Origin of the sequence: Marinobacter sp. LV10R510-11A (genome assembly GCF_900215155.1) — a bacterium.
In the GTDB taxonomy this organism is placed as follows: Bacteria; Pseudomonadota; Gammaproteobacteria; order Pseudomonadales; family Oleiphilaceae; genus Marinobacter.
Genome location: NZ_LT907980.1, coordinates 1,248,984 through 1,260,984, shown reverse-complemented (window position 1 = coordinate 1,260,984; position 12,001 = coordinate 1,248,984). Strand labels below are relative to the sequence as shown.

Annotated in this window: 11 protein-coding genes; 8 read left to right on the top strand and 3 right to left on the bottom strand. The window is 55.2% G+C overall.

Translation table 11 applies throughout. From position 1 onward, the window contains the following. Positions 1-2: 2 nt before the first annotated feature. From nuoL to nuoN, 3 genes are read left to right on the top strand one after another with little or no spacing between them, the layout of a single operon-like run. Complete coding sequence (gene nuoL / locus CPH80_RS06045; RefSeq protein ID WP_227520452.1) at positions 3-1,892, top strand: NADH-quinone oxidoreductase subunit L; 1,890 nt, start codon at positions 3-5, stop codon at positions 1,890-1,892. A gap of 37 nt (positions 1,893-1,929) precedes the next feature. Then, positions 1,930-3,501, top strand: a complete 1,572-nt coding sequence (gene nuoM, locus CPH80_RS06040; RefSeq protein WP_096276104.1) for an NADH-quinone oxidoreductase subunit M — start codon at positions 1,930-1,932, stop codon at positions 3,499-3,501. Beyond that, positions 3,501-4,943, top strand: a complete 1,443-nt coding sequence (nuoN, locus tag CPH80_RS06035; RefSeq protein ID WP_096276102.1) for an NADH-quinone oxidoreductase subunit NuoN — start codon at positions 3,501-3,503, stop codon at positions 4,941-4,943. Before nuoM ends, nuoN begins: the two co-directional genes overlap by 1 nt. 58 nt (positions 4,944-5,001) lie before the next feature. Here nuoN and selD read toward each other — a convergent pair whose 3' ends face one another. Continuing rightward, on the bottom strand, positions 5,002-6,042 hold the full coding sequence (selD, locus tag CPH80_RS06030) for a selenide, water dikinase SelD (RefSeq protein WP_227520376.1): 1,041 nt from the start codon (positions 6,040-6,042) through the stop codon (positions 5,002-5,004). A gap of 283 nt (positions 6,043-6,325) precedes the next feature. Here selD and CPH80_RS06025 point away from each other — a divergent pair, with 283 nt between their 5' ends. From CPH80_RS06025 to CPH80_RS06010, 4 genes are all read left to right on the top strand, one after another. Further along, complete coding sequence (locus CPH80_RS06025) at positions 6,326-7,297, top strand: IS1595 family transposase (RefSeq protein ID WP_096276098.1); 972 nt, start codon at positions 6,326-6,328, stop codon at positions 7,295-7,297. A gap of 94 nt (positions 7,298-7,391) precedes the next feature. Beyond that, positions 7,392-8,141: a CLCA_X family protein gene (locus CPH80_RS06020; RefSeq protein WP_096276096.1), complete on the top strand. Its 750-nt coding sequence runs from the start codon at positions 7,392-7,394 to the stop codon at positions 8,139-8,141. Further along, positions 8,138-9,208, top strand: a complete 1,071-nt coding sequence (locus tag CPH80_RS06015; protein WP_096276094.1) for a DUF4113 domain-containing protein — start codon at positions 8,138-8,140, stop codon at positions 9,206-9,208. Before CPH80_RS06020 ends, CPH80_RS06015 begins: the two co-directional genes overlap by 4 nt. Before the next feature lie 150 nt (positions 9,209-9,358). Then, entirely contained in the window at positions 9,359-10,351 is a 993-nt protein-coding gene (locus tag CPH80_RS06010; protein WP_096276092.1) for a helix-turn-helix transcriptional regulator, read from the top strand. A gap of 241 nt (positions 10,352-10,592) precedes the next feature. On the opposite strand, the gene CPH80_RS06005 is transcribed toward CPH80_RS06010, so the two are convergent. Both CPH80_RS06005 and CPH80_RS06000 read right to left on the bottom strand, forming a co-directional pair. After that, positions 10,593-10,928 (bottom strand): hypothetical protein, encoded by a 336-nt coding sequence (locus tag CPH80_RS06005; RefSeq protein WP_096276090.1) that lies wholly within the window; start codon positions 10,926-10,928, stop codon positions 10,593-10,595. A 24-nt stretch (positions 10,929-10,952) separates the two neighbouring features. Continuing rightward, entirely contained in the window at positions 10,953-11,186 is a 234-nt protein-coding gene (locus tag CPH80_RS06000) for a hypothetical protein (protein WP_157746860.1), read from the bottom strand. Positions 11,187-11,256: 70 nt separating this feature from the next. On the opposite strand from CPH80_RS06000, the gene CPH80_RS05995 reads away from it, so the two are divergent. Further along, positions 11,257-11,898, top strand: coding sequence for a hypothetical protein (locus tag CPH80_RS05995; protein ID WP_096276086.1), 642 nt, complete (start codon positions 11,257-11,259; stop codon positions 11,896-11,898). Positions 11,899-12,001: the final 103 nt, after the last annotated feature.

Here is a 12,001-nt window from a genome sequence, read left to right as displayed (position 1 = left end):
ACATGATAACGTCACTGCTTTCGACGGCGCTATTGCTGCCGCTAACGTTCCTGCTACCTCTGGCAGGAACGCTGATTCTGGCCTTTTCCCGGGGCAAGCTTGGCTATCGTATCAGTTCCATTGTGGGAGTCGGCAGCGTGGGACTGGCCGCGTTGGTCACCGCATTGCTGACACTGGGTTTTGTCAACGACGCGGCGAACGCCAGCCATCCTCAAATCGTGACCCTGTGGACCTGGATATCCGTGGGGGAGTTTCAGCCAACTATTGGGTTGGCCCTGGATGGGCTGTCGCTGACCATGCTCGGCATTATTACCGGCGTGGGCTTTCTGATTCATTTGTTTGCCGCTTGGTACATGCGCGGCGATGAAGGCGTTACGCGTTTTTACACCTACATGAACCTGTTCGTGTTCAGCATGGTACTACTGGTACTAGGTGATAATCTGCTGCTGCTGTTCCTGGGCTGGGAAGGGGTCGGCATGTGCAGCTACCTGCTGATCGGCTACTACTATCAGAACAGTGCCAACGGCTGGGCAGGGTTCAAAGCCTTCATCATTACCCGCATCGGCGATGTGTTCCTGGCCATAGGTATGTTTTTGCTGTTTGCTAAACTCGGCACCCTGAACATTGCCGAGATCCTTTCTCTCGCACCGCAGATGTGGCAAGCCGGGGATTCAACGGTGGAGCTGGCGGCACTGTTACTACTGGGTGGAGCCGTGGGTAAGTCTGCCCAACTACCGCTGCACACCTGGCTTGCCGACGCCATGGCCGGCCCCACGCCAGTGTCGGCCCTGATCCACGCCGCGACCATGGTCACCGCTGGGGTGTATTTGATCGCGCGCATGCACGGGATATTTGAGCTGGCACCTACGGCACTCTTCCTGACGGGGCTGATCGGTGCCCTGACGCTACTGATGGCTGGCTTCGCAGCCTTGGCCCAGACCGACATCAAACGGGTACTGGCCTATTCCACCATGAGCCAAATTGGTTATATGTTTCTTGCGCTGGGAGTTGGCGCTTTCGACGCGGCCGTCTTCCATTTGATGGTTCATGCCTTCTTTAAAGCACTGCTGTTTCTCTCAGCCGGGGCGGTGATCATCAGTTGTCATCACGAACAGGATATACGCCGTCTCGGCGGCCTATGGCGCAAGCTGCCTCTTGCCTACATGGGCTTTATTGTCGGTGGTGCCGCACTGGTGGCTTTGCCGTTGGTTACTGCAGGCTTCTACAGCAAAGATGAAATTCTCTGGCAGGCCTTCGCGGCGGATCAACAAGGGCTACTGATCGCCGGTTTAATTGGCGCGTTGTTGACCTCTCTATACACCACGCGTCTGGTCATTGGCATCTTCCATGGTGAAATGAAGAGCGACGGTGCCCGTCATTCCAAGGCAGGGCGAGGCTTGGCCCATGGTCTGCCACTGGTGATCTTGGCCGTGCTCTCGACTTTCCTAGGCGCCTGGATTGTGCCGCCGCTGAGCGGGGTCTTACCGGTTAGTCCCGGCGAGGGCATGGAAGCGGGGCATACCGCACTTGAGTTGATCGCGTCGGCCACGGCGTTGATCGGTCTTGGCTTGGGCGCCTGGTTGTTTATCATCAAGCGCGACTGGCTAACACACATCACTCAGCAGGGCATCGGTGCTGGGTTGTGGGCTTGGTGGAACCTTGCGTGGGGTTTTGACATTGTTTTCGATTGGCTTCTGGTACGGCCCTATCGCGGCTTAGTTCGAATAATGCGGGGCGATCTGTTTGACGCCTTCTTCCGTTTGATTGCCCATGCTTTGCGTGCTGTGCATTTCGGACTCTCTCGCACCCAGACCGGCAAGCTGCGTGGGTATGCTGCCACCATGGTGGTCGGGGCCACGCTGATCCTGCTGAGCCTGGCGCTGGTGTTCTAGGAATGATGCACAACCCGGATAAGGAGATGCAACGCTTATGATACTGGTGTGGTTAATCGTGATCCCTTTCATCGGGGGGCTCTTATGCTGGCAGATTGAGCGGTTTGGCGATAAGCCAACGCGCTGGATCGCGCTTGCCACCATGCTGGCCGAGCTGTTGATCTCGCTGTGGCTGTGGACGCAGCTCGATTTTCATATGCCCGCGCTAGATGGCACGGCAACCCGGTGGGCGCTGGAATATCAGGTGGACTGGATCGAGCGCTTTGGCATCAGCTTTCACCTTGCCATGGATGGTTTGTCGCTGGTATTGATCGCGCTAACCAGCTTTCTCGGCGTGTTGGCGGTGCTGTGTTCGTGGAACGAAATTGTACGCCGGATTGGTTTCTTCCACCTTAACTTGCTGTGGATTCTCACCGGCGTTACCGGCGTGTTTTTGGCTATTGACCTGTTCCTGTTTTTCTTCTTTTGGGAGCTGATGTTGGTGCCGATGTACTTCCTGATTGCCCTTTGGGGCCACAGCGGTGCAAAGGGCAAAACCCGTATTGGCGCGGCCACCAAATTCTTCATCTATACCCAGGCCAGCGGGCTGTTGATGTTGGTCTCTATCTTGGGGTTGGTGTTCGCTCATCATGCCAACACCGGTGAGTACTCTTTCAGCTATCAGGTGCTGCTGGAGACCACGCTGTCGCCGACACTTTCCACGTGGTTGATGTTGGGTTTCTTTATCGCCTTCGCGGTCAAACTTCCGGTGGTGCCGCTGCACGGTTGGCTGCCGGATGCCCATGCTCAGGCACCTACCGCCGGCAGCGTAGATCTGGCAGGGATACTTCTTAAAACTGCCGCCTACGGCATGATGCGTTTTGCTTTGCCGCTGTTTCCAGAGGCCTCCCAGGCATTCGCGCCCATCGCCATGGGGCTTGGGCTACTGGGTATTTACTACGGTGCAATACTCGCCTGCGGGCAGCAGAACGTTAAACGTTTCATCGCCTATACCAGTATCGCCCACATGGGGTTCGTGCTGATCGGCATTTATTCCGGCTCTGTGCTGGCTTTGCAGGGCGTGGTGATACTGATGCTGGCCCACGCCTTTTCTGCCGCAGGGTTATTTATCCTAAGCGGACAGCTATACGAGCGCCTGCATACTCGTGAGATGGATAAGATGGGCGGACTATGGGGACGACTGGGGAGTCTGCCGGGGTTCTGGCTGTTCTTTATTGCTGCTTCGCTGGGAATACCGGTCACCGCCAATTTCGTCGGCGAATTTATGGTGCTGTTCGGCACCTTTGCCACGGCACCCTGGGTGGTGGTGATCGCGAGTTTTGGCTTGGTATTGGCGGCGATCTATTCGCTGATCCTGATGCAGCGCGTGCACTATGGCCCGCCACGCAGCGAGACGCCGTTAAAGGGGCTTGATACCCGAGAATTTGCCATGATGCTGAGCATCGTCGTGCTCCTGATATGGCTTGGCATCTACCCCCAGCCGCTACTTGATACCACCGACGCCGCCATGGGCGAGGTGCATCGGCTGTTCGAGATCCCGGGCGCCCCTGAGCCGGGAGTCGATACCGGGCCGGGTGCGACCACTATGCTGATGCCGGAGGCCCGCTGATGCCCGTTGCTGCTCTTATCGCCTATCTGCCCATGATGCTGGTGGCCGCGACGGCTGTCGCGGTAATGCTTGGTATCGCCTGGCGTCGCGAGCACGCCGTAACGGTTGCTGCCAGCGTATTGGGTCTGGGGCTGGCTTTGATCGCTCAGGTGTTTGCCTGGCGGGTGATTCCTGTACACACGCCACTGCTCGATTTTGATGGTCTGGCGCTATTGGCCGGGATCTTGATACTGGCGTCGAGTCTGGTTTGCGCGATCCTGTCCCATGCCTATCTTGAGACTTTTCACGGCGCCCGCGAAGAGTTCTATGTTCTGCTGCTGTGCGCGGCGGCTGGGGGCCTGGTGCTGGCAGCGAGTCAGCATCTGGCCAGTCTGTTCATCGGCCTGGAGCTGTTATCCATGCCGCTCTATGGAATGCTGGCCTACGCTTACCATGAGCAGCGCTCCCTTGAAGCCGGCATTAAATACCTGATTCTTTCTGCCGCCGCCAGCGCTTTTTTACTGTTCGGTATGGCGCTGCTCTATGCTCAGACTGGTGAGTTACGGATCGACGTTTTGATGGCTAGCCTTGATTCGAACACCGGTGTCTGGGGCCTGGCGGGCGTTGGCCTGATGCTCGTGGGTCTGGGTTTCAAGCTTTCAGTAGTGCCATTTCATCTATGGACCCCGGACGTCTACGAGGGTGGGCCGGCGCCGGCGACCACCTTTCTGGCCACCGCCAGCAAAGTGGCGGTGTTCGTGTTGCTTATGCGACTGATGCTGTCGGTGCCAGCCCTGCAAGGTGACTGGCTGCGCACGGTGCTTACCTGGCTGGCACTTGCCAGCATGCTAATCGGCAACCTGCTGGCGCTGACGCAGTCTAACCTCAAGCGCATACTTGGCTATTCGTCGATTGCTCATTTCGGCTACCTGCTGATCGTGCTGGTGGTCGCGGACGGTCTGGCGGCGGAAACGGGAGGGGTCTACCTGATCACCTACGTGTTGAGCACTCTGGCGGCGTTTGGCGTGGTCATTCTGATCTCGAGCACTGCCAGCGGCGAAGACGCAGCAGGGCTGCACCACTATCGCGGCCTGTTCTGGCGGCGCCCGTACCTGACCGCAGTACTGACCGTGGCTATGCTGTCGTTGGCGGGCATTCCGGCGACCGTCGGCTTCATCGGCAAGTTTTATCTAATTGCTCTGGGCGTTGAAGCCCAGAGCTGGTGGCTGGTGGGTGGCATCATCCTTGGCAGCGCCATCGGGCTTTACTACTATCTGAGGGTTATAATCACACTGTTTATGGCCGAGCCGGGAATGCACCGTCGCGACGCATCCGATGATTGGGGCATTCGGGCAGGGGGGCTGGCAGTGCTTGCTGTAGTGGGATTGGTGATACTGCTCGGTGTCTATCCCGCGCCGATGATCGAGCTTGCCCGAACCCTTAGTGCGATAACCATCCGCTGAATGAACCCGTCGGCTAGGCTCCCGGCAATACAACCACCAAACAATGAAATCAGCTCAGTCACTCCACATAAAGAAGGCTGCTGCTTGCACCACCAGACTGCGCCACCATTTCCCCAAACGGGCTGGCCGTAATTCCCTGGCTTTTCGCGGCTTGCTCGAATTCTACCCTTGCAGAAGGAGCCACAGCCACTAGCAAGCCACCACTTGTTTGAGGGTCACACATGATAAGAGAACCACTCTCCGTCATATTGTGAACACAAGAACCAAAGGCCGTTGCATTACGATAAGTGCCTCCGGGGATGCACCCAGCCTCAATATAAGGGGACAGGTTCGGCATTACCGGCAGCGCACGCAAATTCACTTTGGCAGACAACCCGCTACCGCGACAAACTTCAAGAAGATGCCCAGCTAACCCAAAGCCGGTAACGTCTGTCATTGCGTGCACGCCATCTATTTCTGCAAATACCAACCCTGGCTTATTGAGCGTTGTCATGTTCTCCACGGCCAAAGCCAGGTCAGCGTCTGTCAGTAGACCTTTCTTCGATGCGCTGGTGAGAATGCCGACGCCGAGCGGCTTAGTGAGATAAAGCAGGTCACCTTCACGGGCACGGTCATTACGCATAATCCGATCAGTGGCAACCTGACCGGTAACAGCAAGCCCAAAGATTGGCTCCGGTGCGTCAATACTGTGACCACCAGCCAGCGTAATGCCTGCCTGGCCGCATATCATTCGGCCGCCATCTATCACTTTGGATGCAATCTCCGGAGCCAGAGCATTCACGGGCCATCCTAGAATTGCAATTGCCATCAGCGGCTTACCGCCCATGGCATAAACATCGCTGATGGCGTTGGCGGCAGCAATTCGCCCAAAGTCATACGGGTCATCAACAACAGGCATAAAAAAGTCTGTTGTGCTGATAATGCCTATCCCGTTACCAATATCGACGACGGCCGCATCATCTCGGCTTTCATTTCCCACCAGCAGCCGGGGATCTGAAAACTGTGGAACCTTGGTTTGCAAGATTCGCTCTAAAACATCCGGTGCAATCTTACAGCCGCAGCCCGCACCGTGGCTGAATTCAGTTAATCGAATTTTCAAATCTGCTACCCCTGTTCCATCAATGTCCATAGGTTAGTTCGTCAACCCGGGAAGCCAAAGCGCAAAACCGGGGACAGTATACAAAATACAAGGCCTGTGCGGTGCATCTGCCCCCACTGGCCATAAGGGCCCATAAGGACTGGCATTCGTTAGTACATTTATATGTGAGTTTGATAACTCACACTGCTCGTATTGACTCTCCAAGCGTTGGTCTTCAGTATACTGTACATAAAAGGCGCTGTTGTGCTTACCTGTTGGTGGTCTACACTTACTCCATACCTGAATGTATTTGGAGGCTACCGTGCAGCACGATGATTTCAACGACCTTCTACGCCGCGTTCCTGACTTCACCACCCCACAGCTGAAAAAGCTACGGCATCATATTGAAAAACGCGTCAAACTGGATGCTGTTTACGAGACGCTGACGGCCAGTGAAGAGGCGGTTACCCAGTGCCCTTATTGTCAGTCCAAGATGTTTATTCGCTGGGGATCATCCGGGAATGAGCGCCAGCGCTACCGCTGTAAACATTGCGCAAAGACCTTCAACGCGCTGGTGGGTAGCCCGCTGTACCGCATGCGTAAAGAAGAGCTCTGGCTAGAGTATGTGGAAACGATGCGCTATGGCCTATCCCTACGCAAAGCGGCCAAGGTGACCGGTGTCAGCCTACGCACGGCCTTTCGCTGGCGTCATGCCTTTCTAAGCAGTCCCAGAGATCATAAGGCTACGTCGTTGTCCGGCATCATCGAGGCCGACGAGACATTCCTGCCGGAGTCCTTCAAGGGAAAAAAGACGATGCCTCGGCCAGCCCGTAAACGTGGGGGCGGTAAGGTGACTCAGGTGCCCATCGCATTGGCGCTGGATCGCTCCGGACACATTACCCACCATGTTCTAGAGCACGACACTAAGGAGGAAATTATCGCAGCCTTGGCCCCAGTGATCCGCGAGAACTCCGTCTTGTGCACAGATGGCAACCTTTCCTATGTAGAAATGGTGAAGACGTTTGACCATCTTGAGCATAAGCGATTGATTGCGAAGGATAACAGCCGGGTTGTTGAGGGTGTTTACCACATCCAGACCCTGAACAATTTTACCCAACGCTGGAAGGGTTGGCTTAAGCGCTTCCACGGTGTCGGAACGGCCCGCGTGGACAATTACCTGGCGTGGTTCCGCTTTATGGACGAAAGGGAGGAGTTTCAAGATATTGTTTGGGTTCGGGGGGCGATTCCCAGTTTGGAGTGGCCTGCCAACAGGTAAGCACAACAGCGCCACATAAAAACAGTAATTGGCGTAAGCTGCGAATTTCGCTGATGTTAAATCTGATTCAGTCACTGAAATGAAAGGGGTAGTCATGACGGCACAAGCTTCGGTGTCCTTTATCACAGTGAGGCGCCGATTCGATTTTCGTAACATCGAAGTTGGGCGTTGGGTAACCCCTGAAGAGCGGGACAGAGCGGCTGGTCGGTTCTATCGGGCGCTGATCAATCTGATGACCATTCTTCAGGGGCCGGAAGCACTTGTTTCCCTGCGAGGCTCGCTGGGCCTGCAGTACGGAATTGGTGGGCGGCTAGGGGTGGCCGCACATTATATCCCGGCGACTCGGCAGTTGGCGTTAGCCAAAAACGCCGGAGCAGGGAGTCTCGCCCATGAATGGTTCCACGCCTTCGACCACTACATGGGAAACAAGGCGTTCCGGAATCTGGATAGGCATGGTTTTGCCTCCAGTGGCTGGCTGAACAGCGCGAACCAGAAAGAGCATCCGCTTAATGAACGGCTGAGCAACTGCTTTCAGGCTATCTTGCTTACCGAAGATGGTGCGTCACCCAGTCCGCTGTTTCTTGCCTCACAGAAGGCCGATCAACGACTGAAACTTCTCTATTACGCCAAACCGGAAGAGCTTTGTGCCCGGGCGTTTGAAGCTTTCGTCGAAGACAGCCAGCCCCGTAACAGCTTTCTGGTGCGGGGCACGGTGTATTCCGACGAGGCCCAGGCGGGGCTGTACCCGGCGGGCGTCCAGCGACAGCGAATTAACGATACCTTTCAGACCTACTTCGAGGCCCTGGGCGCGGCACTGTATCGGGAACAGACCAAAGCCGGATGACGCAACCGGTCTTTGCGCTCGTTGATTGCAATAACTTTTACGCCTCTTGCGAGAAGCTCTTCCGGCCGGATCTGCGGGACACACCGGTTGTGGTTCTCTCAAATAACGATGGCTGTGTGGTGGCCCGTTCGAAAGAAGCGAAAGCGCTTGGGATCAAAATGGGTGTGCCAGTTCACCATATCAAAGACGAAATCCGTCGCTTCGGCATAGCCCCGACCCGAACACTGTCAAAACTGGCGAACTATGGCGCGAAAAAATACCGGGCCACGGGCGGGGTCGTGGACCTCACCGACCCGCTCCGGCAACGGCGACTGATGGCTCGCGTGCCGGTAGCAGAGGTCTGGGGTGTCGGGCGCAAGCTCACCGCCAAACTCCACACGATGGGTATTGTCACTGCGTTACAATTGGCGGATACCGACCTGGCCACACTCAGGAACCGTTTCTCGGTTGTACTGGAACGAACCGCCCGGGAGCTCAACGGCATTCACTGTCTGCCGTGGGAGGACGCACCGCCGCCGAAAAAGCAGATCATGTGCTCTCGATCGTTCGGCCAACCGATTCAGGCCCTGGCAGATCTGGAAGAAGCGGTGGCGCACTATGTCAGCAGAGCGACAGAAAAACTCAGGGGCGGTCAGCAATACGCCGGGGAGCTGATGGTGTTTGTCCGTACCAATCCTTTTAAAACATCGGCCTCCCAATACTCAAGAAGTGCCTCTATCCGCCTGATAAACGCCACTCAGGATTCCCGCGTTTTAGTGCAACAGGCGTTGAATCTGCTCCGATCCATGTATCGTGAGGGTTACGACTACGCCAAGGCCGGCGTGATGCTCAGTGAACTGATGGATGAAACCGGCTTGCAGGACGACTTGTTTGAAACAGCGGATGCCGGCAAACCCAGTGCTGAGAAATCCCAGAGGCTGATGGCTGTGATGGACGAGATCAACCGGAAATCCAGAGCAACCCTCTATATGGCCCGACAGGCCGGGCCTGAGGTTTATGCCATGCGGCGGACGCATCTTTCGCCGGCATACACGACGGATTGGCAAGCGTTACCAGGTGTGGGGTAGCACGCGAATTCCCCGTTAGCAGGGGGCGTGTTCACAGGTCGGTTAAGCCTGCAGTTTTCCAGTTTTCTGGCTTCCTCTATCAAGTTTGACTAGAGTGACGCCACAGAATCCGTTGTCTGCCCCGATGGAAAACCTGGCAAGGAAAGCACCATGTCCAGCACCGCCGTCCGTTACCTCACGATGCTCCGAATGGTGCCTCGTTATCCACGCTCAATCACAACCAGCGAACTTGCGTCTCGGTTGGAGGATCGAGAGTTCTCCGTGACCATGCGCTCAATTCAAAGGGATTTGGAAAAACTGAGCGCTTATTTTCCGTTGCAGGTCGATGAGAACACTCGGCCTTATGGCTGGTCGTTCGATCGCGAGGCCACGATCAATGTTATCCCCGCACTGGACTTGCCCGCTGCACTCACGTTTGAGTTGGCAAGAGCTTACCTGACCCCTATCTTGCCCCCGAGGGCACTTTCCCATCTGAAGCCCCACTTCGATGAGGCCCAGAAGTCACTGGTCAGAGGTAAAAACCCGCTTGGAAAATGGCCAGACCGCGTGCGGGTGATAAACCGAGGGCTCAGTGGCCAGCGTCCCGCGATCAATGCGGATGTACTCGAAACGGTAACGGAGGCTCTGCTGAAGGCTTACCAGTGCAGCCTGACCTACCAGGCGAGAACCTGGCCGGCACCGGAAGACATTCGCGTGCATCCGTTTGGATTGATATTTCGCGATCCCAACGTTTATCTCATTGGAATGATTGACGGCCGGGAAGGCTTCCGCCAGTTGGTACTTCACCGTGCGTCAGCTGGAGAACTGGTCGAAGAGCCTGTTGAGCGGCCGGAAGATTTTGATCTGGACCTCTACATTCATTCCGGCGCCATGGGCATACTCAAATCCAGGGAGCCGATATTTTTGCACCTTCGATGTGATAAACCGGCTCTAAACCAGCTGATGGAATCGCCACTTGGCTTTGACCAGGTCACGAAGGATATCGACGAAGAGACCTTCGAAATCACCGTGACCGTTGGCGATACCCAGGATCTTCGCTGGTGGCTGACCGCACAAGCAGTCCATTGCGATATTGTTAAGCCGGACTGGTTACGTCAGGAGACTGCATCCACCCTAGCGCAAGGTCTCGCGCGCACGCGGTAACTTCTGAGTTCCGATTGCTCTCGCGCTCTTCCCATAAACGCCGTAATAGGCGACAAGCAATGTCGCATTGCCTTGTTAGCATTGGTCGGTAAATGGCAGCCATGGCAGGAGATAAGGAATAACAATGCTTGAGTCGATAAAGGAATGGATTCAGTGAATGAACCTGCAGTTCGCGGCCGGCCTCACCTTAAACGATACGTACTACTGGTTCCCGATACCGCAATAAAAAACTTTTGTTCTATTAATTGTGGCATCGTCTTTCCGCTTCAGTGTGGGCAACCTCCCAGCTTTCCTTATCAGTAGGCATGCCATTGTCACCCAGCGGCGAAACCCCCAACACTTTTCGACGATCGTTCACCTTGGCAACGTACTCAGCACACATTGGGTTTTTGCCCCGGCGGCGGTCTTGGGCATCTGAAATAGAATCCATTTGCTCGTCGTATTCCTCTGGAAACATTTCGAAGTGAACTTTCCTGGTGAGCGATTTGAGCTGATCCAGCTTAAAAACCTCCTCCGCACTCAGGCCTTTGCGTTCTTCTGCACGCTTCTTAGCCATTTCTTTTCCTGCACGGTTCATACGTTTTCTCCCTGTTTTTATACTCTATTGCCAGACTAGCAGGCTAAAGCGACTCCATATGTCGCGTATCCGTTTTAAGATGAAATCAATAAAGTAGGGTGAAATGAACATATACCTAACAACAGCGGCAAACCTGAGTGACGATGCCGAGAACGTGGGTGCCGTTACCGGCCCGATTGCCAGGGCCGCATGGGGCAAATAGGCAATACCCATCAGCTGGCTGGAGCCTTTGTCGTGGGGCGGGACCATTTCAGCCATGGCGGAGCAGCTGATCTTATTGGGAGCGTAACGGCGCAGCTTCATTGTCAGCGTTAATCAAGGAGGCCGAATGATCGACAATTTCAGAGCAGACCTGATTGCGCAGGTTAACGAGTCGGAATCGTCTCGCGAAGCCATTCTCAAAAAAATGGGATACCACAAACCGTCAGCGACTAACCTCGAACGCCTACAAAAGGTGCTGAGCAGTTCAACCCTGGGGCTGGAAGTTGGCGGTTATGATTTTAGATACCAGAGCCATGAATTCGTCCATGAGCTGTGCCGGGCACTAGAGTTGCCTTTGGATGAATGTGCCGCAAATATTGCTCGTATTAAACGCCAAACAGACGATGACCGCGCTTCATTCAAGCCTTATCTGTGGGTAGACACCGATTTTAAACGTGAAAACCAGCCTGTTTTTGTGTTGGCGGCTCTCGAAAGCAGGCGTTATCTAGGATTTCCTGAATGGCTTTTAAGGCTCACCCCGGAGCAGCAGTTGGTGCAAGCGCAAGAGTTGGTACAGGAACATATGCGAGAAACGGAAGGCGAGCTGCTGATCTGGGGGACGATCAAGCGTTACTGGTTTTTTTATGCGCCCAATCGCAGTTATTGGTTGGCACCGGACGGCCAAATTATTGCAAAAAACGAAGGGCCGGTGACAAATCAGGCGGCAAGCCCGGTAATTGAGGCCATGAACAAGGCCCTTTATAAATGAAATCCATTTAATGGGATGGAAGGGAGCCCTCTTTTCAAAGATCTCATGGAGCCGCGCTCACTGATACTGCGACCCCATGTGTCGCATACCCGTTTTAAGATGA

Bases quoted from the DNA above. Each gene is read 5' to 3' on its own strand.
- nuoL (WP_227520452.1), top strand. From the start codon at position 3: ATGATAACGTCACTGCTTTCGACGGCGCTATTGCTGCCGCTAACGTTC.
- nuoM (WP_096276104.1), top strand. From the start codon at position 1,930: ATGATACTGGTGTGGTTAATCGTGATCCCTTTCATCGGGGGGCTCTTA.
- nuoN (WP_096276102.1), top strand. From the start codon at position 3,501: ATGCCCGTTGCTGCTCTTATCGCCTATCTGCCCATGATGCTGGTGGCC.
- CPH80_RS06025 (WP_096276098.1), top strand. From the start codon at position 6,326: ATGTATTTGGAGGCTACCGTGCAGCACGATGATTTCAACGACCTTCTA.
- CPH80_RS06020 (WP_096276096.1), top strand. From the start codon at position 7,392: ATGACGGCACAAGCTTCGGTGTCCTTTATCACAGTGAGGCGCCGATTC.
- CPH80_RS06015 (WP_096276094.1), top strand. From the start codon at position 8,138: ATGACGCAACCGGTCTTTGCGCTCGTTGATTGCAATAACTTTTACGCC.
- CPH80_RS06010 (WP_096276092.1), top strand. From the start codon at position 9,359: ATGTCCAGCACCGCCGTCCGTTACCTCACGATGCTCCGAATGGTGCCT.
- CPH80_RS06005 (WP_096276090.1), bottom strand. From the start codon at position 10,928: ATGAACCGTGCAGGAAAAGAAATGGCTAAGAAGCGTGCAGAAGAACGC.
- CPH80_RS06000 (WP_157746860.1), bottom strand. From the start codon at position 11,186: ATGGCTGAAATGGTCCCGCCCCACGACAAAGGCTCCAGCCAGCTGATG.
- CPH80_RS05995 (WP_096276086.1), top strand. From the start codon at position 11,257: ATGATCGACAATTTCAGAGCAGACCTGATTGCGCAGGTTAACGAGTCG.